Source organism: Nostoc sp. (assembly GCF_036917975.1).
GTDB lineage: Bacteria > Cyanobacteriota > Cyanobacteriia > Cyanobacteriales > Nostocaceae > Nostoc.
The window spans coordinates 1-25,191 of record NZ_JBALEJ010000014.1 but is presented as its reverse complement, the minus strand read 5'-3'; the positions used below and the strand labels follow the sequence as shown (position 1 = coordinate 25,191).

Here is a 25,191-nt window from a genome sequence, read left to right as displayed (position 1 = left end):
ACTATTGTCCAAAAAATAAAACTGTCAAAAACAAAAGTTTTTATTTAAATTAGCTCACCAAGCTTATAGCAATCCTATTTGATTTGCAAATACCACAAGGCTTAGATCCCCGACTTCTTTAAGAAGTCGGGGATCTTATTTATTGCTATATATTTATGAAACTTGTATATCTTGTAGCTTTGCCACCATTTCTGCACGTGCCGAAACCTTCAACTTCCGAAACATCCTTTTTAAGGCTTGTTTGACGGAATTTTGCGTAATCCAGAGTTTTTCCCCTATTTCGGCATTCGTTAACCCTTGCGCCACCAAATCGGCAATTTCTAACTCACGCGCTGTTAAAGGACTCACTAAAAGGGAATTGGATATTTTGGGTTTTGTCCGTAGGGTTGCCATTTTTGCTGACAAATGAATACATAAAGCGCTCAAGTCAGCTAAATCATTGCCATTAAAGGCCGGATTTCCCTTGTCACGAGCCAAGTTAAGGGTGCCGACAAGACGACCATCGCAAACAATTGGCCCAGTCATGACGTGTTCGTGATCGGAACGCGAACAAAAATGCTTCCAGTCTCCTGGTGATAATAATAGCTGCTCATGGGCGGGAGCATGACGTTCAACCACATAACGCCCCACTGGATTGCTTTCTAAGCATACTGCTGGGATGCCTGAAAGATTAATCTCAGTGCTTGGCTGCTCATCTAGGAGATAAATACCCCAATTTTGCACGCCAAAATGCTCGCTAATTTTATCCGTGAGAGCGAGTCTTAACTCTTGCTCATTCTGGACATTGGCGATCGCATGAAATACAGCGTGTAGAGAATTAGCCATAAGTGTACCCAGTTGGGGACTATCCAAGCCTCAACAATTACTTCTATGCTAATACCAACGAAACTAAAACGCTAATTACAGTAGCGACTAGGAGAAGCACATGACAGTTACACAACTCTCTGCTCAGGAACTTTTCCGGGCTGCTTATGAAAACCGCTATACTTGGGACAAGAATTTTCCCGGTTATACCGCAAATATTACCTTTAAGCATGATGATCAAGTGTTTACTGGCAAAGTTATCATCAGTGCCAATCTGAAAGCCGAAGTTTTGGATGTAGATGATGAGTCAGCCCAAAAAGCAATTCATGGCCAAGCCTGGGAGATCGCAATTCACCGCGTCCGCCGCAGCTTTGAAGATACCCACAGCGCCAATACTTTTAGCTATGGTAAAACTGACGAAACTGGTGCGGTTGAGCTTTTAATGGGTGGTAAGGCTGAGGGCGATAAATACAAAGTCCGCAATAATGAAGTCTGCCATGTTCATCGTCTAATCCACGGTACTTTCGTGACAATTGACACTTTCACCAGTCACGATACTGGCGAAGGCTACCTTTCCCACAGCTATGACTCTGTGTACCATGACCCCAAAACTGGGGAACAAAAGGGCGGAAGAAGCGAATTTATTGATGAGTATGAAAAAGTTGGTGACTATTTCATTCTAAATCGTCGGGAGATTCGCACCGAGACAGCAGGACAAGTTTCTACTCAGGAATTTATCTTTTCTGACATCAAATTGTTGGAACCTGTTGCAGCTTAAGCTGTATTCTCTAATCAATCGAAAAATTAGCGATCGCTCCCTTAACTTAAAGAGCGATCGCTTTTATTTTTTGGGCATTCTCTGGATCGTAGACATCGCTCAAATCACGTTACCATACTTAGTTAGGTATAGCTAATCAAGCGGTAATTTACTTATGAGTCAACTTGAAAACATTCAAGCTGAGTATGAAAAGTTTCCTGAAGCTTTTGAGAGTGTAATCATTAGCACTGTGAGCGCCCAGGCAATACCCAATGCTAGTTATGCTCCTTTTGTAATTGATGATTCCAAAAATATCTACATTTACGTCAGTGGTCTTTCGATTCATACCAAAAATCTCTATGCCAATCCTCATGTTAGTGTCTTGTTTATCGAGGATGAAGCTAAAAGTAATCTAATTTTTGCCCGTCGTCGTTTGAGTTTTGATTGTACGGCAACTTTGATAGAGCGTGAAACTGATAAGTGGAATCAAATTGTTGAGCAATTTCAAGGGCGGTTTGGTGAAATTATCGAGGTTTTGCGGGGCTTGTCTGACTTTCGGATTTTTCGGCTAACCCCAAGTGAAGGTCGTTTTGTAGTTGGTTTTGGGGGAGCTTATCATATTAGTGGTGATAACCTTCATCAACTTGTGCAAATCACAGGAGATGCTGACAAAAAGCAAGGATGAATTATGAATTATCAATTATCAATTAGCAAATATACCTGGCGATTAGAAATTGCAGCTACACAAACATAGACGCTTTGCGGCTTCCCGCAGGGTAGTCCGCCTACGCGGACTCTAAGAATTTGAAACCCACGCAGGTGGGTAAAGTCTCGTATAGCCGCGAATTCTATTCGCCAGGTCTAGGGATATTTTTACTAAACTAAACTTTTTAATTTTATGCTTCAGTTTCAACCTCCTGGCTTTGGACATAAAATCATCCATACATCCTTGGGGGCAATGGTTTACTATACCCAAACAAATGCACCTTGGGCGATCGCTGACACTGAAGATTTACCCCCACTACTGTTTCTTCATAACTTTGGTGGTGGTGCGTCTGCTTATGAATGGTCTAAAGTTTACCCAGCTTTTGCCTCTAATTACCGCATTTTAGCCCCCGATCTCATCGGCTGGGGAGAATCGGCCCATCCAGTCCGGGATTATAAAATTAGGGATTATCTCAGCACGATCGCAGAGTTTATCATCCAAACTTGTCGCCAGCCTGTGACAGTGGTAGCCTCATCTCTCACAGCCGCTTTTGCGATCCGCCTCGCTATTGTTCAACCCAATTTATTTAAAGCACTGTTTTTAGTTTCCCCCTCTGGATTTGATGATTTTGGAGAGGGTGCTGGACGCAGACTTCCGCTTTCGGTAATCAATACGCCTCTGTTGGACAATTTTATTTATATCCTTGGAGCTGAAAATGAAATTGCAGTCCGCAATTTTTTAGAAAGTTTTCTCTTTGCTAAGTCACAACGACTATCCCCAGAGATTGTACAGGCTTATTTAACTTCTGCACAACAGCCTAATGCCAAATTCGCCGCCTTGGCTTTTTTGCGGGGCGATCTTTACTTCGACTTGAGTTTATATATTCAACAACTGACAATTCCCACCGTCATTTTTTGGGGAGAGAAAGCACAATTTACTAACATCAAATTAGGGCAACGCTTGGCAAATTTAAATCCCAGGGCAATTCGAGATTTTATTGCGATCGCAGATGCCGGGATATTACCTCATTTGGAAATCCCAGAAGTTTTTATTGGTCTATTGCAGCGATATCTTTAAGAGTTAGGAACGTCGATTAAAACAAGTCGCAAGTCGCAAGTCGCAAGTCGCAAGTAAGTTTTGTGAAAGCTTTGCGGTAGCGAGCCTGCGATAGCGCAGCGTTAGCGAGTAATCGAGCGTCGCGTCCGGGGATTTAGACCCCGACCCAAAACTTACCGGTTATTGAACCGGGGGACTTAAATCCACCGTACTCTGTTAAATTAAGATGCAAAATTTCCTTCATCCTGTCTCTAGCTTCCCTCTCCTTATAAAGGAGAGGGATTGAGGGTGAGGTAAACTAGAGACATAAATTGTATGTTATTTAATTCTTATTCCTTAGCGCACATTTTCATGGTCAAGTTAAAATAAACAACCATTGGAATAATACATCAAAAAACCGATAGGTATATAGTATTTAAATTAATTGAGAAAATAGTTACCATACACTCTATCTAGCACTGTGATGCATTCTAATGTCCTGATAGCACATCCTTCAACCACCACGATCGCCCTTGTTGGCGCTGGCTTTAGTGGTTCTCTAGTAGCGGCTCACCTGTTAAAAACTGCCAACCGCCCCTTATTGATTAAACTGATTGAGCGCAGTCACGACATTGGCAAGGGAGTTGCCTACAGCACCGACACCATCAGCCATTTGCTAAATGTATCCGCAGGCAAAATGAGTGCCTTTCCTGACGATCCGAGTCATCTGCTGCGCTGGTTAAACTATAACCGCAGTGAGTTGGCGGCATTTCTGCCCAGCGATTTGAATGCCAGCAGCTTTATTCCCCGTCAGATATTCGGGCTTTATATCCAGTCGATTTTGGAGGAAGCTGAAGCCACGGCATCAAGTAACGTCCGATTGGAGCGCGTCATCGATGAAGTGGTGGCAGTGGAGCCACAAGCCAAAGGCGCGATCGTCTCCTTGAGTAGCAGCCGTACTTTTGTGGCAGACAAAATTGTATTGGCACTGGGAAACGCACCTTCCGCCCCTCCTGGATCGCCATCCTCTGAGAATGACACTCCCTACCTACGTCATGCTTGGTCAGCCGAGGCCTTGGCAGAGCTTGAGCCAGATGCGGCTGTATTGCTAATTGGCACTGGACTGACGATGGTGGATATGGTGGTGTCACTCCACGCCCGCAACCATCGGGGTAAAATTTATGCCGTGTCTCGTCGGGGCTTGTTTCCGCTACCCCATCAATCGACTAAACCTTACGCCGCATTTTTGACCCCAGATACCGCGCCGAAAACAGTTCGGGGCTTGCTGCGGCGCATTCGCCGTGAGGTGCAGACGGCGACAGTGCAAGGCTACAACTGGCGATCGGTGATTGATTCCCTACGTCCCATCACTCAACAACTCTGGCAACAACTACCCAGCGTGGAGCAAAAACGGCTTTTGCGCCATGCTACCCCCTATTGGGATGTGCATCGGCATCGAATTGCCCCCGAAATTGGCAAGGTTGTCCAGGCAATGCTGGATTCTGGGCAACTAACTATTACCGCCGGGCGGATTCAGGATTATCAAACAACACCTAACGCGGTGGCTGTAACCGTTCGCCAACGCCAAACGCAAGGGAATCAAGTCTTGCAAGTTAGCCGCGTAGTAAATTGCACTGGGGTACAGGCAAATTATCAGCGATCGCCCCAATCCCTAATTGCTAATTTACGCACCCAAGGATTGATCCGCCCCAACGATATCGGCTTAGGTTTGGATACTGCTGCTGATGGTGCTGTATTAGATGCTCAGGGCAAACGTTCAAGCTTATTCTATACCTTGGGCACGCCACGCAAAGGCAATTTGTGGGAAACGATCGCTATCCCCGAACTGCGCGAACAAGCCCAGGTATTGGCAGCAACGGTGTTGCAGTCGCTACCAGTGCGGGTACGTCCCGTTTCGCCCATTTCTCGCGCTACTGAACAAGATTCCGGCGACCTTCGAGCCGCTATACCCCAGTCAACGCTGTTGTTTCGCCAATTCTTTGACCCAGAATCCAGCACTTACACCTATTTAATTGCGGACAGTCAGACAAAAGATGCGGTGCTGGTAGATACAGTATTAGAGCAGGTAGACCGTGATTTACAAGTACTGGATGACTTGGGGTTGAGTCTCCGCTACTGTTTGGAAACTCACATCCATGCTGACCATATCACTGGTGCTGGTAAACTGAGACAGCAAACAGGTTGTCAGGTAATAGTGCCCCAAAATGCTACTGCTAAGTCTGCGGATCACTCCCTTAGCGATCGCGAAAACTTAATTGTGGGAGCGGTACGAATTGAGGCGATCGCAACACCAGGGCACACCGACAGCCATCTAGCTTATTTAGTGAACAATACCCATCTGTTAACTGGGGATGCCTTATTGATTCGCGGTTGTGGACGCACAGACTTTCAATCTGGCGATGCGGGTACTCTGTACGATACAGTGACGCAACAGTTATTTACTCTCCCAGAGGAAACCCAGGTTTATCCTGCCCATGACTACAAAGGGCGAACCGTTTCCACTATTGGCGAAGAAAAACGCCTCAATCCCCGATTTGCCAATCGCACCCGCGATCAATTTATCGCCATTATGAGCCATCTGGGTTTGAGTTATCCCAAAAAGATGAACGAAGCCGTACCCGCCAATGAATACTGTGGCGATTTCATACCGGAAGGAAGTCTAAGCAATGGCACGAGTTTGGCGATCGATGTAGATCGTGAAAAAGTAGAACAAACGCTATCAACCAATACTGAAATTTATGAGGACTACTTTGCCATGTATATTTAGGAGTAAGTAGGTCGGCAGAATAAAACCAAACTCTGTTAGGACTTACGCAAAAACCCTCTCAAACTCTCATTCCTCTGTGGTCTCTGCGTTCTCTGTGGTTCGTTTTCCCTTACCTGTGCGTAAGTCCTATATGTTAACAAAAATGAACGAGGCTGAAACCCTCTTGCCCCTGCCTCCTTATCATTGCTACCTAGAAAGTAACTGCGAGTTTAATGCTTTAGTGATGCGATCGCCAGAAGCTTCTAAGTGGGCTAAGGTGTAAATATCAAGACTTTCACCAATTTGTTTGAGTCTGACATCAATGGCTTTTTGCAGTTGGCGCAATTCATGCCAAGCCAATGTCCGCCCATCTTCAGGTGTATTGGTAATACCCAACATCATCTGGAGCAAAATATTTAGATATTCTCGTTGCAATGAACGGCGGATGCTAGAAATTGGCTTTGGTTCTCCGGGGGTGAAAACTTCTGTCCAGATGCCTGTTTGCAGGGTATCTAACAGTTCTGGAATGGAAAGAGCTTGCCCAGGTAGAGTTTTTAATTCTATATCTTGTAACCGATTTAGGCGATCGCTGTCTAATAGCGATCGCAATATCGAACTTTGGAAACTCAGAATGCGATCGTGAATTGGATAATCAAGGCGGTTGTTCGGTGCAGGACTACCCCAATGTTCCCAGCGCGACGGTGCTAGTTGATTCAGCAATTGGGGTGAAAAGCTGAAAGCATTCTCAGCAAATACATACTTTTGTAATTTTGTCAACGCCTGACGTTGTTTTAAAAGTGAAACTGGTACAAATGTCCAAGCAGCCTCATCACTAGCGTGGAGACGCTGAAACGATTGTCCACCAATGTATTTAGAAAGTAAGGTAGCGTTCCGAAAATAATATTTAAGTACTCGATTGAATTTCAAACGTAGATTACTATAGCTTTCTCCTTTCGATGGATAACCCTTGTCAAGGCGCTGCCACATAAAACGAGCATTATCCATTTGCCACTGCGAATAAAGCAGTACATCACTACTCATATCCCAGACATTTGCCAAAGGATTGATGTCCCAGATATCCTCATCAGTTGCGTAAGATAATTCTGGTTGAGGTGATGCTAGTACAATTTGATCTAAAAAACTTTTTTCTGATTCTGGAATAATCGCCTCAAGCGCTGCTGATGGGTTTCTTTTATAACCATACTCAATAGCCCATTCGTCATAAGGGCCAACAACTCCGGGGAAATAGTCACCTTGCTGTACTCCCTGCGGTGCTATATTCACAGGTAGATAGTCCATCACCGAACCTACTAAACCTTTGGTGTGAGTGATTTCAGTATTATTTAATTCTTCAGGCGCTAACATGGTGCTGCCATGAAAGTTGTGGCGCAAACCCAGAGTATGCCCAACTTCGTGAGCAATAATCGAACGCAAATATTGATGCACATACTCCTTCATTGTTTCACTACTGGGTGTAGCATTTGGCAAAATTGACAACGCCATCGCCCCTATAGCTGCTTGATTTGAAGACTCTACACCATAGCAGAACTCAGAGGAAAAAAGAGCAGTGGGAGATGACGCGGATAATCTATCCACAAATTTCCTCACGTTCTCATGTTCTCCTGCCTTTTCTTGACATGGGTTTGTTCCTAGTGATGAATTAACTTCCATCAGTGCGTGATATTCTTGCTGAACTAAACGCACCATATTGGCATCCACGATGATATCTGCATCCAATATTTCCCCAGTGAATGGGTTGACGCGCATTGGCCCTCTAGCAAAACCTGCATCTAAAGAATTGAACCAGCGAATAGTGTTGTAATGTACATCGGCTGGTTTCCAATCAGCATCATCTGGCATTTGCTGCACTTCAATGGCATTTTGAAATCCGGCTTTTTCAAATGCTTTGTTCCACATCAAAACGCCTTCACGAATCGCATCGCGGTACTCTAGGGGTACAGCATTTTCAATCCAATACACGATTGGCTTTTTGGGTGGAGACAAGGGGGCATTTGGATCGGATGGTTCTAGATACCAGCGATTGATGTAACGTACAAATGATTCGTGAGGATTCTTATTAGAGAAATCTTGGAAAGCAGTAATAAAATATCCCACTCTGTCATCAGCAAGTCTGGGAATATAACCATTTTTTTCTCTCAGTTGAGAAAAACTGTAGTGTACCTTCAGAGTCAGCGCCCTGCTATCGGGTACGGTAACTAAATTCGATCCTTCTAGTGATGAAAAACCATAAATAGAATCAATCTCTACATTTTCCGGGAAGCTGTTAACATCACCAAAATATGACTTGCGTGCATCTAAGCGATAATCAGCCTGCAAAGAATATTTTAATAGGGTAGTTAATCCCGGAAAATCCTTCATTAGCAGTTCATTCAGTTCGATCAGAATATTTTGATTCTTTGGATCGATAGTAGCTATTTGGAGTGAATAAAGAACGGAATCGCTAAATGAACGAGCAAGCGATCGCTGTTCTGCTCTACTTTCTGTACGGAATTTAACATTTCGCACAACAAAATGCAATCTATTGTTTACTCGTTGGAAGTAGAAGATAAAATCTGAAAGAGGTAATCCACTATAAATCCCACTTTCCCCAACGCCAGATTCCAATGTCACTATCGCTAGGTAGTCTTTATTTAGCTGCTCTGGTTTAAGTTCTAAATAGATTTTCCCTGAATCCTCACTGCAATAAAGTGTGAAGAGTCCCTCTAGTTTATCAATCCTATTCACAATGCCATTAAATCGGCAAAAATCTTCCTTTTTAATCTCAGTAAGATTATTGTCAGGACTCGCTAAGTTTTCAACTTTTGGGCGTGTATTTAGTTGCTGTACATCAGGATGAGAAATATTTGGAAGTTCGTTTGCTTCTGCGTAATCAGTTGATAGCAACAAGCCATACAGTAATACTATACAGATTGCTAATTTCGTTATCCAGTATTTCATCCTTTGGCTTTCCACCTGAAGCAGTTCTCATATTAAGGAAAAATGTCGAGTAATTTTTCGTCTGTAAGCTCTTCCAATATCTAGGGATTACGATATAAACCTACTCAGTCAGATAAGCAATGCCTCTAGTACAGCACAGCAGAAATATAGCTACCATCTCAATTAACAGACAAGTTGATCGAGCAACTTGTTAAAGGTAGGCAAAATTCCGTCACAGGCGTACTAGCTAAAAGTCATGTGACTATTGATTGTTATTAGTAACTCTTTAGAAATTGTCCATTAAGCATCTATGTCTTAAAATAGACAATTTTTAGAACTAAAGATATATGTTTTTTTACTTCTACCTGTATTAAAAACCAAATGTAGCATTAAAAATGTATTTGGTGCTACATTTGGCAGTTGAAGGAATCTCAAGCCTGATTTATAAACCAAGAGGAAGACTTCTGAGAAAGCTATTATTAAGCAGATAAATGCTTTTTTTGGATGAATTTTGGAAATTTATGCTAATCTCAACCGTTTTCTTGCATCCTCAATTATTCTCAATGGTTTTTAAAGCGTTATTCCAACAGAAAATCAGCATTTTTGCCTAGTTATAGTCAATATTCTGTCCCGGAATTTTTTCTTTTGTTAATCTTCATCAGACACCTCGCCCCGTGGAAACCCCTTTCTTCCCTACGGGACGCTGCGCGAACAGATATGGGGGTAAGGGGCAGGCGATTTTAAGACGCTCGATGACTTGCTAACGCCGTCACAATTAAACTGATATAATCTGATCTATGTTTGATAATGTCTGCAAGTTTCTCGCCGAGTCATTTTCCAGCGACTTTGCAACTTGGCTACTCGGTGAACCAATAACTCTTACCCAACTTAGTCCATCTGAATTATCTCTTGAACCCATCCGCGCCGATGCACTAATTTTGTTGCAGTCCGATGAAATTATCCTCCATCTCGAATTCCAAACGACACCTAAAGCCGATATTCCCTTTCGGATGAGTGATTATCGTTTGCGGGGGTATAGAAAATTTCCCCATAAGCGAATGCGTCAGGTAGTTATTTACCTAAAACCAAGTGATTCTGAGCTAGTTTATCAAACAGAATTTGTTCTAGAAAATAGCCTCCATAGATTTGAAGTAATTCGACTTTGGGAACAGCCAACCGAAGTATTTTTCAATTCTCCGGGTTTGCTACCGTTTGCAGCTTTGAGCCAAACCAACGATCAAACGCGAACTTTAGAAGAAGTTGCCCAAGTTATTGAAGCATTAAATGATACCCGAATCCGCAGTAATGTTGCTGCATCAACAGCAGTGTTAGCTGGGTTAGTATTAAATAAAGACGTGATTAAAAGAATTTTGCGGAGTGATATTATGCGCGAATCTGTAATTTATCAAGATATTCTGCAAGAAGGGCTTGAACAGGGCATTGAACAAAAAGCTCAAGATATTGCCATCAAAATGATTAATAAAGGTATCAACCTGGAAATAATTGTTGATGTCACAGGTTTAACTGTTGAGCAGGTTCAAAAATTACAGGCGAAAACAGAAGATACTCAAACTGAGTGATATGATGCGCGAATCTGTGATTTATCAAACAGAATTCAGGAGCGGAGCCGGAGACGCTCCGCCTCCGGTCAGAATTCAGTTGGGTATTCTGTATGACTGGCGGATGAATAACCAACCGGGTTTTTATAATGTCTTATAGTGACTTTTCGCTGTCAAAAGTCAAACGCGACTTTAACTTAACTACGGTTGAAAATGGACGTTTTTTACCCGAAACCCAGTCCATAGAGCCTAGTATTTACCTCAAAGAAGCACTAAGCGAAGGACTACCACTAGCAACAGCAACAGGCTCAGAAAAAGCTCGCTCAGAGTTAATAATTAGTCCAATCCTCGTAGAAGTTCGGAAAATTCTAGAACGTAAAGTCAGCTTTTTTTCGGGTGAAGATTTTACCGTCGCATCAGAATTAGGCTTAAGTGGAGTATGTGATTTTTTAATTAGCCGCTCACCCGAACAAATATTTATTGAAGCTCCTGCGATCGTGATTAGTGAAGCTAAAAAAGGTGATTTAAAACCTGGTTTAGGGCAATGTGCAGCAGAAATGATTGCCGCACAAAAGTTTAATAAAATCAATAATATACCGATTGAGACAATTTATGGTAGCGTCAGCAGTGGTACGGCTTGGCGATTTTTGAAATTAGAAGGGCAAAGACTGAGTATTGATTTGAATGATTATGCTGTTTTGCCAGTGGAAATACTATTGGGAATGTTGGTTTGGATGGTGCGGGAAGGTTGAAATGCAGAATTCAACGAAAATCGGCGGGAATCCCATCCCAACAAAAGGGGTGTCCGGGACAGCCGCCTGTCGATTTAGTCATTATATATGTAAGATTATTTAATTTTTTATTTCACCAGAACTACTACAATGACTATTGATGCTGGATAATGGGAAGGCTTTGACATTTTCTTGCCAATCTAGCCCAGACAAACAGAACTAACACTTATGCGAACTCACTATTGCGGCGAACTCCGAAAAGAACATATTGGAGAAACAGTTACCTTTTACGGATGGGTAGACCGTCGCCGCGATCACGGTGGTGTGATATTTTTAGATTTACGCGATCGCTCTGGAATTGTCCAAATCGTCAGCGATCCGCAACGCACCCCAGATTCTTACGAATATGCTAACGCCCTGCGAAATGAATATGTTGTCGAAATCACTGGTAGGGTAACACAACGTCCCGAAGAATCGCTGAATACCCGCATCCCAACAGGCGAGGTAGAAATTTACGCTGATAAAATTAAACTCCTCAATGCTGTTCGCAAACAGTTACCTTTCCAAGTTTCCGTAGCTGACACCGAGACAGTGCGGGAAGACTTGCGGCTGAAATATCGTTATTTAGATTTGCGACGCGATCGCATGGCGCAAAATTTGCAACTGCGTCATCAAATTGTCAAAGCTATGCGTCGTTATCTGGAAGATTTGGAAGGTTTTATTGAAGTCGAAACCCCAATACTTACCCGTTCTACCCCAGAAGGGGCGCGGGATTATGTTCTACCCAGTCGCGTCAATCCTGGTGAGTGGTATGCTTTGCCACAATCACCCCAGCTATTTAAACAATTGCTGATGGTATCCGGCTTAGATAGATATTATCAGATTGCCCGTTGCTTTCGTGATGAAGATTTACGCGCCGACAGACAACCAGAATTTACCCAGTTGGACATGGAAATGAGCTTCATGTCCCAAGAAGAAATTATCGAACTAAACGAGAACTTAGTTTGCCATATCTTCAAAACCGTTAAAGGCATTGAGTTACAGCGCCCTTTCCCCCGTCTGACTTACGCTGAAGGGATGGAACGCTACGGGAGTGATAAACCAGATACCCGCTATGGTTTGGAATTAGTTGATGTCTCAGATATTGTGAAAGACTCTGGTTTCAAAGTCTTTCGGGACACTGTTACTAATGGTGGTATCGTCAAAATCCTACCGATTCCCAACGGTAACGATGTAATTTCCAATGTCCGCATTAAACCAGGCGGCGACTTATTTAAAGAAGCCAGCGAAGCCGGTGCTAAAGGTTTAGCTTATATCCGCGTTAGGGATGATGGCGAAATTGATACCATTGGCGCGATTAAAGACAACCTCAGTGAAGCACAAAAACAAGAAATTTTACGCCGCACAGGTGCAAAAGCTGGACATTTGCTGTTGTTTGGGGCAGGGGAAGCTGCTACAGTTAATAAAACTTTAGATAGATTACGACAAGCGATCGCTAGAGAATTCAACTTAATTGATCCAGAAAAAATCAACTTACTCTGGATTACAGATTTCCCGATGTTCGAGTGGAATGCTGACGAAAAACGTCTAGAAGCACTACACCACCCATTTACAGCACCACATCCTGATGATTTGAGTGATTTAAAAACTGCACGCGCCCAAGCTTACGACTTGGTACTTAACGGCGTAGAAGTTGGCGGCGGAAGTCTGCGGATTTATCAGCGAGAAATTCAACAGCAAGTCTTTGAAGCCATTGGTTTATCTCCTGAAGAAGCACAAAGTAAATTTGGCTTTCTCTTAGAAGCATTTGAATATGGTACACCGCCGCATGGTGGCATTGCCTACGGTTTAGATCGTTTGGTAATGTTGCTAGCTGGAGAAGAATCTATTCGAGATGTCATTGCTTTTCCGAAAACACAACAAGCGCGTTGTTTGTTAACAGATGCACCTTCGAGTGTAGATGCTAAACAGTTGAAAGAATTGCACGTTGCTTCGACTTATAAACCAAAGTCTTAGTGAACTAGAGAATTTTTCTAAGTAGGGTGGGCAATGCCCACCAATTACTTTAATTGAGAACGCAAAGATAATGAATAATATACCTCTTTGCTCACAAGCATAATTTGGATTTCAAAATTGTAGATGACAACAAACAAACTCAAAGCCTTACAGCGCTTCCGGCTATTATGCAATACGATTTTCCTCTCGCCCCTCTCCTATCAAAGCTTTCAGATTTGAGAATGTACCTCATAGCCGCCGGAAGTGCTGTAGAGCTTTTTGCTGGTATCGGTGGGTTTCGCCTGGGTATGGCGAATGCAAATATTCAAACAGTATGGGCAAATGATATTAACGAACTTTGCTGTAAAGTTTATGAAAGTAATTTTGGCAAAGATTCTATTGTTTTAGGCGATATTAACGAAATCTCTATCTTAGACATTCCTAATCACGATATTTTAACTGCTGGCTTCCCTTGCCAACCTTTTAGCCCTGCTGGTAAAAAACTTGGTGTGAGAGATAGAGTTAGGGGAACATTATTTGAGCGCATTATCGAAATATTAGAGCAGAAGCAGCCAAAATATTTTTTTTTGGAAAATGTCAAAAGACTTTTGACAATGGAAAATGGCTATCATTTTAGATTGATTATCAATGCACTTTCTGAACTAGATTATTTTATTGAATGGCGAATAATTAGCCCATTGAGTTTTGGTATCCCTCAAAATCGAGATAGAATTTTTATTTTTGGCACAAAATTAACTTCAACAGATATAACACCTAATACTTTAGAAAAATTATCAGTTTTTTTAACTAAAGAAGACAATATTTTACTGCCAAATAACGAAGTCTCATTGGTAAAATATATGTTGCCAATCATGACCATGAAAAGGAAAAATGATAATTGGGGAATTGCCTATAAAAATCAGATGTTCACTCAAAATACTTCGTTATTGCCTGACATGAAACCGAGAAAGAGGCTTCAAGATATTCTTCAGAATGAGTCAATGCTGGATACCCAGTTTGATTTTACTGCCGATACATTGGAGCGCATTAAGCAAAGTAAGCCTGTAAATCGCTATTGTAATGGAGTTGAAATTTTGTACAACCAAGACGGAGGCGCGAGACTTGGTTATACTATATTTGGAACTAATGGCATTGCATCAACATTAACTGCTTCAACATCAAGGCATTATGAACGCTACCAAGTAGGTAATAAATTTCGACGTTTAACTAATATTGAATATGCCAGGCTGATGGGTTTTCCTGATGATTGGTGTCAAGTTGCCAGAATTTACGATCAATACGCATTATTTGGCAATGCCATTGTACCAGCTTGTGTAGAGTGGGTTTGCAAAAGAATCGGTCAAACAAACTTTGAATTGAGTAAATCTGGTTGGCAACAATTAACTTTGGCTATTTAAAAAATGGAAGCGCTAACCTTATCTTCCCTCAAAACTGCTGCACGAGATTTTTGTGTTGTACTTAGTGCAACACCGATTCCTAATATGTATGGGATTACAGATGGGAAAGCAGTAGGAACATTTGTTGAATTGACTTTTAATCAATATTTATCTACAAAGTATGAATACACCCTTGGTACTGCTGCTTTAGGAATTGATTTTCCTGGATTAGAAGTTGATTTGAAAGTGACATCAATTCGTCAGCCCCAATCTTCTTGCCCCTTTCGGAATGCCAGTCAAAAGGTGTATGGATTGGGCTATAATCTGCTGATATTAGCATACGAAAAGATTGATGAGCATAGCGATCGCACAGCTAATTTAAAATTCCAGAATGTTGTATTTGTATCAAGAGAAAGAACTAGAGATTATCAAACAACTTATGGGTTAAGAGAAATCTTACGCCGTAATGGTAATAAAGAAGATGTAATAGCATTTTTAGAAGAACGCAACTTTCCTTTAGATGAAATTGGGCGTGAAATACTTGCAGAAAGGATTTTGCAGCAACCGCCAGAAATTGGCTATCTAACAATTTCTAATGCACTACAGTGGCGGCTGCAATACAGTAGGATTATCCAGGTAGCAACTACGGCGACAACAGTAGGTGTAGAAAATCTATTGGTAGGATGAAGGGAATTGATGCTGCCACAATAGAATTAAGCTGCTACCCCCAGAATTCCTTATGAGTGAGTCTATCACCTTAACAGATGCCGGCTTATTACCAGAAGATTTGTTACCAGATGTTAGTCTTCTGGTGACAGAAGATGATGAACCCTTGGATAATCTACCATCAGAAAAGCAACAAAGATTATTAACGGAAACCCTTTACAGTTCTTGGAATGGTGCAAGTAATGCCCAAGGGTTTCTCGTTGCTGCCAATGTGGGTTTATTTACCACTGGAAAGCAACCGCCGATTGTGCCAGATGTATTTTTGAGTCTAGATGTACAGATAGCAGAAAACTGGTGGGAAAAAAAACATCGCTCCTATTTCTTTTGGGAGTTTGGCAAACCACCAGAGGTAGTAATTGAAATTGTCTCCAATCGAGAAGGCAATGAAACAGGACGAAAATTATTAGAGTACGCCAGGATGCGGATAATGTATTACATTATCTTTGATCCAAGTCGGCAGTTTGGCGGCGAAGTTTTACAGATGTATGAGTTGCGAGGACGGCAATATATAGCTACGAGCGAGCAATGGCTGACTGAAGTTGAGTTAGGTTTATGTTTGTGGGAAGGCGCGTATGAAGGTAAAGGAGATGTTTGGTTGCGGTGGTGTGACGCTGAAGGTAATGTAATTCCTACTGGTGCAGAACGAGCCGAACAAGAACGCTTACGAGCCGAACAAGAGCGAGAAGCTAAAGAAACAGCCCTGCAACGTGTTGAAAGGTTGGCAGCACAGTTACGAGCTTTGGGTATTGAACCGGAAGTGTGAGGATGGGGAGTGGGTTAAAAAACGCTGTAAGAGCAAAATTGCTAGGAAACCCCCTAGAAAGAAAAAACCCGCCGTAGCGGGTTACACAACAAAACTATGAACAATGAAAACTTGATTTAGCTGGAATACCTCATCTCAGCTTCTAGTTGACGAATCAGTTGTTCGTCGCCTTTTGCTCTGGCTACTTCCAAGCGATGCTCTAGGCTTTTTTGAATATTTGCTCTGTGAGCTTCTCGTGATTTGCTCACACTTTGTAGTCTATTTTGACTCATAGTGATTACCCTCTTTAATTTTTTGCTGTATATCTCAATACGGTTCAGTTTTCAAGACGCGATAAATCGCCGTCTCTACAAGTGTTTTGTCGCTCATTCTGAACTGTATTGCTGTATATCTTGTATTCTTAACATAACACACATTTTGTAGCTGTTGCTACAGAAATTTATAGCTATATATATATTCTATCTTAAATATGTCTAAGAAGCAGATAGATGAACAACCACTTATAACTTTGCTCAGTGATTTTGGCGATCGCGATGTTTATGTAGGCATAATGAAGGGAGTCATAGCCCAAATCAACCCCAGACTGACGATAGTAGATTTAACGCACCAAATTCCGCCGCAAGATATCGCCGCCGCAAGGTTTAGTTTGATGAATGCTTATCCCTATTTCCCAGTTGGGACAGTACATCTGGCAGTAGTAGATCCGGGTGTGGGAAGCAAGCGACGAGCGATCGCAGTAGAATTTGCTCAAGGGTTTCTGGTCGGCCCAGATAATGGTATATTTAGCGGGGTACTCAGTCAAAGTCCTGCGATCGCCGCCGTTGAACTTACAAATCTTAACTATTGGCGAACTCCCCAACCAAGCAATACTTTTCACGGTAGGGATATCTTTGCCCCAGTGGGAGCGAATCTTGCTAGTGGTGTCCCCTTCAAACAGCTAGGACAAGAAATTGATCCAGCAAGTTTGGTAAAACTGGATATAGGCAACTGCAAACAAACAACAACTGGTGTAGTAGGTTGTATTCAATATATTGACCACTTTGGCAACCTAGTGAGTAATATTCCAGGGAGTTACGTACAAGGCAGAACTTGGTATGTACAAGTAGCTGGGTTGACTATACCAGGTTGTGAAACTTACAGTGATGTCAAATTGGGAGAGATAATAGCTTTAGTTGGCAGTCACGGCTGGGTAGAAATTGCCATTAATAGCGGTAATGCTCACTCACAGTTGCACTTAGATTGCCAAGAAACGCTTCAAGTGGTGCTAACTTAAATACCACATCTCGATAGTGCCCCATCCAGAGAAACACCAAAGTTATATCCTCTTTCCACAGTTGGTAGATGTCCTGGGGGGAAGGTTTTAAAGTTTGGTTCCTTACCAGGTTTATACTCGTATCTTTTAATTTGCTGATTATAGTTCCACTGAATCAGCCAGTCACCTGTTAAGGTTTGCCATCCCACCGCGTCATACATCTTGCGATAGTCGTTTTTTTCTTCCCTCAAAATTTTTTCTTGAGCGCTAAAGCCCAACTTACCATCACTAGCTGTACTCCAAAGCCTGTCAATGGTTTTCAAATCAACACACGAAAATGCATTCATTTCATCTTTCCCAATAGCACCCTCAGCTTGTGCCTTAGTGCCTGCAACATCTAGCATTCTCAGGTAAGTTTCTCTGTCAGCCCCTTGCCAATCTTTGCTTTGTAAATATTTCTGCAACTGGCTGTAATCGACATTGCGGGCTGTGGTAATTTCTATTTGCTTCGATGAGCTAGAATTAGTAGTTGTGTTGACTAAATTAGTGTTTCCTGGACTTTTGCTCTCAGACTTAGACCGCGTTAACGAATATCCAATCCAGCCCAAAACAGCAAATATACCTATAAGACTTGCTGTAATGAGTAAAGTTAGTGCCAGAACAGTCTGATTATTCTTTGCCATTTTTGGATGCTTCTGATTACTTTGAATCCCCAGCTAGAATTTAGTCTAACCATTACCAGATATATAGATGTATATTTTAGCTTTTTTTGAGAATTGTCAAGATTAATACATATACAAAACAATCTTCATCAGCAAACTATGACTACACAAACACTCTCCGCACCAGAAGTTTATCAAGGCCAGTTTGGGGAATTTACAATTACTCAGAGCGATCGCACTGGCGTAATTATCTACCGTGCTGGGTTAATGGTAGCAGCACTGAGCTTTGCTATCGGCAGCGCTTTGGTTTTATTCAACAATAACCAGACTGTTATAACTGCACTCACACCTCTATATGCTTGTTTTAGTCTCGCTCTTGGTGTAAGTTTATTTACCATTCATATTTACATGGCATCACTACACCGAACGTTGCAAATTTTTTGGGCGATCGGTACTATAGCATCAGTGATTCTGGCAATAACTAGTAGTGAACCTTTAGCTCTTGCTGTTTATAATCAACCGATTACCTTATTTGGAGTTGGCTTTATCTTCGTTGCTTTGACAGGTATTTATTTTAAAGAGGCTTTTTGCTTCAATCGCCTAGAAACCAAAGTATTAACCCCAATAGTACCGATACTGTTGTTAGGACATTTAGTAGGAATTTTACCAACTCAGGGTGAAAGTGTTTTATTAGGAATTTGGGCAACATTATTTTTGGTGTTTGCCCTACGAAAAACAGTACAAGCAATTCCTGCTGATATTGGAGATAAGTCTGTGTTTACCTATTTAAAAGAACAACGTTTAGCTAAGGTTTAATGCAGACAAAAAATCGTCGGGGTCAAAAATTTCCCAAAATTAAAATAATCAAGCGTCAAGAAATGTGGACACTTACGGCTCAGGGGTGGGCAATTGCGATCGCTTTGATTGCTTATTTAATATTTTTCGTTTTTACTCATGTACACTCATTTCTCGCCGTAACTTCCCCAATCGAATCAGCAGAAGTATTAGTTGTTGAAGGATGGCTACCAGATTACGCTATAGAAAAAGCTTTGACTGAATTTCAAACTGGTTCTTATCGGCAAATAATTACTACCGGAGGCACATTAGGAAAAGGCAGTTATCTTATCGGATACAAAAACTTTGCAGAAGTGTCAGCCGCCACATTCATAAAACTCGGTTTAGAAGCAGAAAAAGTTGTAGCTGTTCCAACACCTTTCGTAGTTAAAGATCGGAGTTATGCCTCTGCTGCCGAATTTCATCGCTGGCTATCGAATTCCAATTTACAGATAGAATCAATTAATCTTTTTTCCTTAGATGTTCATGCTCGTAGGAGTTGGTTTCTTTTTAGAAAAATACTTACCCCTGATATTAAAGTTGGTGTGATCGCTGCTAAAACGCAAGATTACAATCCAACAAATTGGTGGGGTTCTAGCGAAGGTGTGCGGACAATTATTGATGAAGGCATTGCTTATCTTTATGCACGGTTTTTGAGTTGGAAAGCCTAACAATGATATTTTAGATTTTAGATTTTAGATTTTAGATTTTAGATTTTTCATTCAATCCAAAATCCAAAATCCAAAATTGTCTTACTTACCCAGGATTTGCAATAATGCTTCCCGATAAATTTTCAGTCCTTCTGCATTTAGATGATCGCCATCACTGGTTAAATTTTCTTTAAGAACATTATTGTCATATAAGGGTGCTAGTCCTGCTGCTGCAACTGGCACTTTTTCTGTTTCAGCAACTTGATTAATCAGAACATTAATTTGTTCAACTTTTGGAAGCGGCGCTGATACAGTTGGATCTAAGCTGGCTGCAACTGTTGAATAAAAAGCTGGAATCAGAAAAATCTCTTTAGTTCCCATTGTGCGGATAAGTGCGATCGCCTCTTGCAGATTTTTGGTAAACAACTCATCACTAATCCCATACCAAGCATCATTTCCACCTATAGCAATAATCGCTTTTTCACATTTAACCTTGGTAGGAATTAGACTTTTCAGTTGTTCCACTAATGAGATTGTACTCAGACCATTTAACCCAAAATTAAAAGTACCATTCCCCAGAGTATTACCAAGTTCAGCCGAAACAGAATCGCCAAATAAACAACCTGAAAACTGTTTATCTTGGGCAGCGAGTATCTGATATTGCAGGGCAATTTTCCCTAAAGGTGAAGAACTTACATCGTCTTTTGGCGGTGCGTCAGCAGAACCAGAAGATAAATTTGCTATGCCGACTAGCTTCTGAATTTTCGACACATCAACAACTAATTGACTGCTGGGATAAGCTTCTAGAAAGCTGGTTATTCCCAGACCTTCTGGTGATTTTGCTCCTACAATAATAGCAGCTCGTAGCGCTTGTGTACTGGCTTGATCGCGACGAGCGATCGCACCAGAAGCAAAAGATAAAATTTGCTTGCCCATTCCTGTGTTTATCAGCTTATCTAAAGCCGCAATATCAAGAGACATTTTCACTTTCAGAGCATCTTGAAACTTTTGTTTCTCCTTAGGGCTGAGGTAATTTAGGAAAGATTGCAAATCGCTAGAAGCCTTTTGTGTCTCGTCATAGTTGCGTATATCTGCCACCGGAACCGATTGCTCAAACAATCCGTACCTGAAAACAATCTTTTCGGCTGCCAAACTAGGCACACTATGCACCAGTAAAAATATTAAGCACCCAGATAGGCTTATTAAAAGACGATAAAAATATTTCATCACAAAAGATCAAAAAATAGATAGTCAATAGTTAATAGTCAAGAGTCAAGAGTCAAAAGTCAAGGGGAATTGGGAAAGAAAAAACAGAAGTTCTTTGTAGAGACGGCGATTCATCGCGTCTTTGTAGATATGGCGATTCATCGCGTCTCTTGCCTTAACTCCACCTCGCCATCAACAGCCAACCCTAATTTGGGAATACTCAATCCAGTAGGTGTGAGGATGGAACGGTGGTAGAAGAAGGTGCATATTGGCTAGCTTGGGCGCAAATTTCAGGAATTGGCCCGGTATTACTGCGACGACTGCAACAGCATTTTGGTACGCTGGCAACCGCTTGGAACGCTACCAAAGTACAGTTAGGAGAAGTGGAAGGTTTGGGTTTTCAAACACTAGAAAAAGTAGTACAACAGCGATCGCGTTTGCACCCAGAACAACTATTCATTCAGCACCAGCAGGAAAATTCCCATTTCTGGACACCAGCAGATGCAGATTATCCCCGCTTACTGCTAGAAACTCCCAGTCCGCCGCCAATTTTATACTATCGCGGTGAAGTCGAACTCCAAGAAAATCTCGGACAAAAACCAATGGTTGGAATTGTCGGAACCCGCCAACCTTCAGAATATGGTATCCGTTGGACTCGGCAAATTAGTACAGCTTTAGCTAAAAATGGCTTTACAGTTGTCTCTGGGATGGCAGAGGGAATTGACACCGAAAGCCACATCGCCGCCATGAAAGCAGGTGGAAGGACGATCGCAGTTTTGGGAACTGGTGTAGATGTCATCTATCCACATAAAAATCGGGATTTGTATAAGCAAATTTTGACGGCTGGTTTAGTCGTGAGTGAGTACCCCACAAAAACCCCACCCGATCGCACTCACTTTCCCCGTCGCAACCGAATTATTGCAGGCTTAAGCCGCGCCATTTTGGTAATGGAAGCGCCATTAAAATCAGGTGCCCTAATTACTGCTACCTACGCCAATGAATTTGGTAGAGATGTCTATGCCTTACCTGGAAGATTGGATGATTATCCATCCCAAGGGTGCTTAAAGTTATTGAGTCAGGGAGCAACTTTCATTCTTAAGGAATTAGACGAACTGTTAACAATGTTAGGAGCAATACCACAACTTGATGGCATTGAGGCTTCAATAGCACCAGAACAGTTAAGTTTGCCAACTTTATCGCCAGAATTGCAAACGATAATGGATGCATTCGGAAGCGATCCTTTACCCTTTGATTTTATTGTCCAACAAACCGGTATGGCTGCTGGCTCAGTTTCCGGTGCTTTATTACAGTTAGAACTTATGGGTTTCGTTTCACAACTACCAGGGATGCGGTATCAAAAAAGTTAAGAGACTTCCAAATAAAAAAATATTCAATTAACTCTTGTGGGGTGGGCGACACGATAGCCCAGTTCATAGGGCGGGCAAGATGCCCACCCCACAATATTGGATAATTTATTTCTTGGAGTTCCCTAAGAGTTAGTTTAATTTTTCCTATCATCCGATTCTACAGTTCTAGCCATTGAGCCGATTCTCCGGCTGCATATCGTCGTGTTTTTTTCTCATTTGTGAGAAATCTGGGTTAGGTATATCCATATTTCTTGATGAACCAAGTTTTCACAAATTGAGTCAATACGCAATAGCAAGTTAGGATTAAAGCTAACCAGAGAAAATAAACGGCTGGCAAAGGAACAAACCCTAAATCGGGTGCGATCGCAGAAAATGGCAGATACATTCCGACTGCCATCACAGTGGCGGTGATCATGAGCATGGGTAAAGAAGCCCGACTCTGGAAAAAAGGTACTTTAGCCGTGCGAATCACATGGACAATCAGCGTTTGAGTCATCAGACTTTCTACAAACCAACCCGTTTGGAACAAAGCTTGATTGTCTACAGAGTTTGCCCCAAAGACAAACCACATCAAGGCATAAGTGGAATAGTCGAAAATAGAGCTAACCGGGCCGATGAAGATCATAAATCGCTGGATATTATCAACTTTCCATTTCGGCGGCTTGATTAGGGCTTCTTGATCCACATCATCGAAGGGGATGCCCGTTTGCGAAAAGTCGTAGAGGAGATTATTTATTAATATCTGCACTGGCTGCATCGGTAAAAATGGCAGAATCGCACTCGCACCCAAGACACTAAACATATTGCCAAAGTTAGAACTAGTGCCCATTCTGATATATTTGATGATGTTGGCAAACGTTTTGCGACCTTCGATTACCCCAGCTTCCAGAATTAATAAGTTTTTTTCTAATAAAATAATGTCTGCCGACTCTTTGGCAATATCGACTGCCGTATCAACTGAGATGCCCACATCTGCCTCCCGCAAAGCGGCTGCATCATTGATACCATCTCCCATGTATCCTACAATATTGCCTTTTTTTCGCAGCACCTGAATAACTTTAGCTTTTTGAGTGGGAGAGAATTTAGCAAAAATAGTTGTGGTTGCAGCAGATAAAGCTAATTCATCATCTGATAAAGAGTCAATATCGCTACCTAATAAAACCTTTTGGACAGGTAAGCCAACATCTTTGCAGATTTTACGAGTAATGATTTCATTATCCCCGGTGATAATTTTTATCTCAACTCCATTGTGCTTGAGAGCTTTAATCGCTTGGGCTGCGGAATCTTTAGGCGGATCGAGAAAGGCGATGTTACCCAACAGAACCAAATCACTCTCATCGGGAATGGCATAATGCAATTGATCCGGTGGCATGACTTTGTATGCCACCGCAACTACCCGTAACCCTTCAGAGTTTAGCTTTTGTTGTAAATCGGCCACCTTGGTACGGACTGACTCATCCATTGGCAAAACCTTGTTATCAACTTTGAGTTGGGTGCATACTTTGAGGATTTCTTCAACAGCACCTTTGCAAATTAGGACGTGCTGTTTTCCCATTTCTTCGACGACAACAGACATCCGACGACGCACAAAGTCAAAGGGAATTTCATCAAATTTCTGGTAGTTTTTCTCAATGTCTAAAGATGCAAGTTCTTGATTGTGATCGAGAACGGCGACATCCAATAAGTTTTTTAAGCCAGTCTGGTAAAAGCTATTAAGATAAGCATATTTGAGGACATCTGTACTTTCTTGACCGTAAGGATCTAAATGCCTCTGTAAAACGATTTTATCTTGGGTGAGAGTGCCTGTTTTGTCAGTACAGAGAATATTCATGGAGCCAAAATCTTGAATTGCATCAATGTTTTTGACAATCACCTTTTTGTTAGACATGGTAATTGCCCCCTTGGCCAAATTTGCCGTGACAATCACAGGCAACATTTCTGGAGCCAATCCCACAGCCACAGATAAAGCGAAGGTGAATGCCTCGATCCAATTGCCTTTAACTACCCCATTGATCAAAAAGACTAGTGGAGCCATGACCAGCATAAAGCGCAACAGCAACATGGTGACGCCATTCACACCTTTGTCAAAGCTCGTGCGTGGTTTGCGTCCGCTAACGGTTTTCGCCAGTGATGCTAGATAAGTATGACTACCCGTTTCGGCAACAACGGCTGTTCCAGAACCACTGACTACCGCCGTACCCATAAAACAGAGATTGACTAACTCTAGTGGGTTTTTCTCCTTGTGATCCGGGAGTTCTGCGTGTTTTTCAGTGGGTAGAGATTCCCCGGTGAGAGTTGACTGACTGAGAAATAAATCTTTCGTCGCAATCAGCCTGACATCGGCTGGAATCATATCTCCGGCTGAAAGAAAGATGACATCACCAGGAACCAGGAACTTTACGGCAATTTCCTTTCCTGCTGTTATTCCCTTCTCTTTTTTCGGTGCGGCATCCTTGCGGCTCACTGTTGCCGTTGCGCTCACCATTTCCCGCAGCTTTTCGGCAGCTTTGTTTGATTGAAATTCTTGTGAAAAGCGCAGTAACCCACCGAAAATAACCATTATAAAAATGATCAAGGCGGCTGTCGGACTCCCAGTTAACAGTGAAATTGTCGCCAGAACAATAAGTAAAAGCGAGAGGGGATTAGTCACCGTTTTTAGGAGTTGGACATACCAAGCGATCGCTTTTTCACGAGCGATCTCATTTAGCCCTGATTTCCCTAACCTCTGCTTGGCTTCAGTCTCAGTTAGCCCCTCCAAAGAAGTGTCAAATAAGTGCAGAACTCCATCCACATCATGTTGAGCAATATCAATCAGCGCGTTGGATGAGTCTACAGACTGGCTAGATCCCGTTTTAGGTTTTTTGGATGAATTGGGAGACTGGCTTAACGTCTTCATAAGATAAGCTCCAAAACGTGGAGAGTTGGGGATTCATCGGTTTGATTTTTTTCTAGAACCGCAAAGTTTGCTAGAGAAGTAGTTTCTCAAGAGTTGCCAAATAAGCTTCAGGATTTCGACGGAATCGTAGTTGTTCAATGCGATTAA

General features: G+C 42.0%; 22 protein-coding genes. 16 read left to right on the top strand and 6 right to left on the bottom strand.

What is annotated here, in order from left to right; all coding sequences use genetic code 11:
• Positions 1-153: 153 nt before the first annotated feature.
• The gene (locus V7K76_RS04875) at positions 154-825 is read right to left on the bottom strand and encodes a LuxR C-terminal-related transcriptional regulator (protein WP_334775229.1); all 672 of its coding nucleotides are present in this window, start codon (positions 823-825) and stop codon (positions 154-156) included.
• Between the two features lie 100 nt (positions 826-925).
• Here V7K76_RS04875 and V7K76_RS04870 point away from each other — a divergent pair, with 100 nt between their 5' ends.
• The 4 genes from V7K76_RS04870 to V7K76_RS04855 all read left to right on the top strand — a co-directional run bounded on the left by V7K76_RS04870 (position 926) and on the right by V7K76_RS04855 (position 6,090).
• The gene (locus V7K76_RS04870) at positions 926-1,582 is read left to right on the top strand and encodes a DUF3386 domain-containing protein (RefSeq protein ID WP_334775230.1); all 657 of its coding nucleotides are present in this window, start codon (positions 926-928) and stop codon (positions 1,580-1,582) included.
• A gap of 154 nt (positions 1,583-1,736) precedes the next feature.
• Positions 1,737-2,246 carry a HugZ family pyridoxamine 5'-phosphate oxidase gene (locus V7K76_RS04865; RefSeq protein WP_334775231.1) on the top strand — a complete coding sequence of 170 codons (510 nt, stop codon included), beginning with the start codon at positions 1,737-1,739 and terminating at the stop codon, positions 2,244-2,246.
• A 213-nt stretch (positions 2,247-2,459) separates the two neighbouring features.
• Positions 2,460-3,344, top strand: coding sequence for an alpha/beta fold hydrolase (locus V7K76_RS04860; RefSeq protein ID WP_334775232.1), 885 nt, complete (start codon positions 2,460-2,462; stop codon positions 3,342-3,344).
• Between the two features lie 442 nt (positions 3,345-3,786).
• On the top strand, positions 3,787-6,090 hold the full coding sequence (locus tag V7K76_RS04855; RefSeq protein WP_334953815.1) for an FAD/NAD(P)-binding protein: 2,304 nt from the start codon (positions 3,787-3,789) through the stop codon (positions 6,088-6,090).
• Between the two features lie 186 nt (positions 6,091-6,276).
• Here the strand turns inward: V7K76_RS04855 and V7K76_RS04850 are convergent, their stop codons facing one another.
• Complete coding sequence (locus V7K76_RS04850; RefSeq protein ID WP_334953814.1) at positions 6,277-9,027, bottom strand: zinc-dependent metalloprotease; 2,751 nt, start codon at positions 9,025-9,027, stop codon at positions 6,277-6,279.
• A gap of 776 nt (positions 9,028-9,803) precedes the next feature.
• On the opposite strand from V7K76_RS04850, the gene V7K76_RS04845 reads away from it, so the two are divergent.
• The 7 genes from V7K76_RS04845 (at position 9,804) to V7K76_RS04815 (ending at position 16,177) form a co-directional block, all read left to right on the top strand.
• Positions 9,804-10,586 (top strand): Rpn family recombination-promoting nuclease/putative transposase, encoded by a 783-nt coding sequence (locus tag V7K76_RS04845; protein WP_334953813.1) that lies wholly within the window; start codon positions 9,804-9,806, stop codon positions 10,584-10,586.
• A 1-nt stretch (position 10,587) separates the two neighbouring features.
• Positions 10,588-10,725 (top strand): hypothetical protein, encoded by a 138-nt coding sequence (locus V7K76_RS04840; RefSeq protein WP_335029700.1) that lies wholly within the window; start codon positions 10,588-10,590, stop codon positions 10,723-10,725.
• On the top strand, positions 10,715-11,317 hold the full coding sequence (locus V7K76_RS04835; protein ID WP_334775236.1) for a hypothetical protein: 603 nt from the start codon (positions 10,715-10,717) through the stop codon (positions 11,315-11,317). Before V7K76_RS04840 ends, V7K76_RS04835 begins: the two co-directional genes overlap by 11 nt.
• 207 nt (positions 11,318-11,524) lie before the next feature.
• Entirely contained in the window at positions 11,525-13,312 is a 1,788-nt protein-coding gene (gene aspS / locus V7K76_RS04830; protein WP_334953812.1) for an aspartate--tRNA ligase, read from the top strand.
• Positions 13,313-13,416: 104 nt separating this feature from the next.
• Positions 13,417-14,709, top strand: coding sequence for a DNA cytosine methyltransferase (locus V7K76_RS04825; protein WP_334775238.1), 1,293 nt, complete (start codon positions 13,417-13,419; stop codon positions 14,707-14,709).
• 3 nt (positions 14,710-14,712) lie between these two features.
• Positions 14,713-15,375 carry a restriction endonuclease gene (locus tag V7K76_RS04820; protein WP_334953811.1) on the top strand — a complete coding sequence of 221 codons (663 nt, stop codon included), beginning with the start codon at positions 14,713-14,715 and terminating at the stop codon, positions 15,373-15,375.
• A gap of 52 nt (positions 15,376-15,427) precedes the next feature.
• Positions 15,428-16,177 (top strand): Uma2 family endonuclease, encoded by a 750-nt coding sequence (locus tag V7K76_RS04815; protein WP_334953810.1) that lies wholly within the window; start codon positions 15,428-15,430, stop codon positions 16,175-16,177.
• Positions 16,178-16,293: 116 nt separating this feature from the next.
• Here the strand turns inward: V7K76_RS04815 and pirA are convergent, their stop codons facing one another.
• A complete protein-coding gene (gene pirA / locus V7K76_RS04810; protein WP_334775241.1) occupies positions 16,294-16,449 on the bottom strand; it encodes an arginine synthesis PII-interacting regulator PirA in 156 nt (51 codons plus the stop codon).
• A 197-nt stretch (positions 16,450-16,646) separates the two neighbouring features.
• Between pirA and V7K76_RS04805 the strand changes: the two genes are divergently transcribed.
• Complete coding sequence (locus tag V7K76_RS04805) at positions 16,647-17,450, top strand: SAM hydrolase/SAM-dependent halogenase family protein (RefSeq protein WP_334953809.1); 804 nt, start codon at positions 16,647-16,649, stop codon at positions 17,448-17,450.
• On the opposite strand, the gene V7K76_RS04800 is transcribed toward V7K76_RS04805, so the two are convergent.
• A complete protein-coding gene (locus V7K76_RS04800; RefSeq protein WP_334953808.1) occupies positions 17,447-18,112 on the bottom strand; it encodes a GUN4 domain-containing protein in 666 nt (221 codons plus the stop codon). The two genes, V7K76_RS04805 and V7K76_RS04800, sit on opposite strands and share 4 nt — an antisense overlap.
• Positions 18,113-18,250: 138 nt before the next feature.
• Here V7K76_RS04800 and V7K76_RS04795 point away from each other — a divergent pair, with 138 nt between their 5' ends.
• Together V7K76_RS04795 and V7K76_RS04790 are read left to right on the top strand one after the other, a co-directional pair.
• A complete protein-coding gene (locus tag V7K76_RS04795) occupies positions 18,251-18,907 on the top strand; it encodes a DUF2301 domain-containing membrane protein (protein WP_334775244.1) in 657 nt (218 codons plus the stop codon).
• Positions 18,907-19,596, top strand: a complete 690-nt coding sequence (locus V7K76_RS04790; RefSeq protein ID WP_334953807.1) for a YdcF family protein — start codon at positions 18,907-18,909, stop codon at positions 19,594-19,596. The genes V7K76_RS04795 and V7K76_RS04790 overlap by 1 nt, the downstream gene beginning before the upstream one ends.
• Before the next feature lie 81 nt (positions 19,597-19,677).
• On the opposite strand, the gene V7K76_RS04785 is transcribed toward V7K76_RS04790, so the two are convergent.
• Entirely contained in the window at positions 19,678-20,736 is a 1,059-nt protein-coding gene (locus tag V7K76_RS04785) for an alpha/beta hydrolase (protein ID WP_335029699.1), read from the bottom strand.
• Between the two features lie 135 nt (positions 20,737-20,871).
• Here V7K76_RS04785 and V7K76_RS04780 point away from each other — a divergent pair, with 135 nt between their 5' ends.
• Positions 20,872-21,036, top strand: coding sequence for a hypothetical protein (locus V7K76_RS04780; protein ID WP_334775247.1), 165 nt, complete (start codon positions 20,872-20,874; stop codon positions 21,034-21,036).
• The gene (gene dprA / locus V7K76_RS04775) at positions 21,030-22,148 is read left to right on the top strand and encodes a DNA-processing protein DprA (RefSeq protein WP_334775248.1); all 1,119 of its coding nucleotides are present in this window, start codon (positions 21,030-21,032) and stop codon (positions 22,146-22,148) included. Before V7K76_RS04780 ends, dprA begins: the two co-directional genes overlap by 7 nt.
• A gap of 232 nt (positions 22,149-22,380) precedes the next feature.
• Here the strand turns inward: dprA and mgtA are convergent, their stop codons facing one another.
• A complete protein-coding gene (gene mgtA / locus V7K76_RS04770; RefSeq protein WP_334775249.1) occupies positions 22,381-25,044 on the bottom strand; it encodes a magnesium-translocating P-type ATPase in 2,664 nt (887 codons plus the stop codon).
• Positions 25,045-25,191 lie beyond the last annotated feature (147 nt).

Excerpts from the sequence above, each read along its gene's own strand:
- V7K76_RS04875 (WP_334775229.1), bottom strand. The coding sequence starts at position 825 with ATGGCTAATTCTCTACACGCTGTATTTCATGCGATCGCCAATGTCCAG.
- V7K76_RS04870 (WP_334775230.1), top strand. The coding sequence starts at position 926 with ATGACAGTTACACAACTCTCTGCTCAGGAACTTTTCCGGGCTGCTTAT.
- V7K76_RS04865 (WP_334775231.1), top strand. The coding sequence starts at position 1,737 with ATGAGTCAACTTGAAAACATTCAAGCTGAGTATGAAAAGTTTCCTGAA.
- V7K76_RS04860 (WP_334775232.1), top strand. The coding sequence starts at position 2,460 with ATGCTTCAGTTTCAACCTCCTGGCTTTGGACATAAAATCATCCATACA.
- V7K76_RS04855 (WP_334953815.1), top strand. The coding sequence starts at position 3,787 with ATGCATTCTAATGTCCTGATAGCACATCCTTCAACCACCACGATCGCC.
- V7K76_RS04850 (WP_334953814.1), bottom strand. The coding sequence starts at position 9,027 with ATGAAATACTGGATAACGAAATTAGCAATCTGTATAGTATTACTGTAT.
- V7K76_RS04845 (WP_334953813.1), top strand. The coding sequence starts at position 9,804 with ATGTTTGATAATGTCTGCAAGTTTCTCGCCGAGTCATTTTCCAGCGAC.
- V7K76_RS04840 (WP_335029700.1), top strand. The coding sequence starts at position 10,588 with ATGATGCGCGAATCTGTGATTTATCAAACAGAATTCAGGAGCGGAGCC.
- V7K76_RS04835 (WP_334775236.1), top strand. The coding sequence starts at position 10,715 with ATGTCTTATAGTGACTTTTCGCTGTCAAAAGTCAAACGCGACTTTAAC.
- aspS (WP_334953812.1), top strand. The coding sequence starts at position 11,525 with ATGCGAACTCACTATTGCGGCGAACTCCGAAAAGAACATATTGGAGAA.
- V7K76_RS04820 (WP_334953811.1), top strand. The coding sequence starts at position 14,713 with ATGGAAGCGCTAACCTTATCTTCCCTCAAAACTGCTGCACGAGATTTT.
- V7K76_RS04815 (WP_334953810.1), top strand. The coding sequence starts at position 15,428 with ATGAGTGAGTCTATCACCTTAACAGATGCCGGCTTATTACCAGAAGAT.
- pirA (WP_334775241.1), bottom strand. The coding sequence starts at position 16,449 with ATGAGTCAAAATAGACTACAAAGTGTGAGCAAATCACGAGAAGCTCAC.
- V7K76_RS04805 (WP_334953809.1), top strand. The coding sequence starts at position 16,647 with ATGTCTAAGAAGCAGATAGATGAACAACCACTTATAACTTTGCTCAGT.
- V7K76_RS04800 (WP_334953808.1), bottom strand. The coding sequence starts at position 18,112 with ATGGCAAAGAATAATCAGACTGTTCTGGCACTAACTTTACTCATTACA.
- V7K76_RS04795 (WP_334775244.1), top strand. The coding sequence starts at position 18,251 with ATGACTACACAAACACTCTCCGCACCAGAAGTTTATCAAGGCCAGTTT.
- V7K76_RS04790 (WP_334953807.1), top strand. The coding sequence starts at position 18,907 with ATGCAGACAAAAAATCGTCGGGGTCAAAAATTTCCCAAAATTAAAATA.
- mgtA (WP_334775249.1), bottom strand. The coding sequence starts at position 25,044 with ATGAAGACGTTAAGCCAGTCTCCCAATTCATCCAAAAAACCTAAAACG.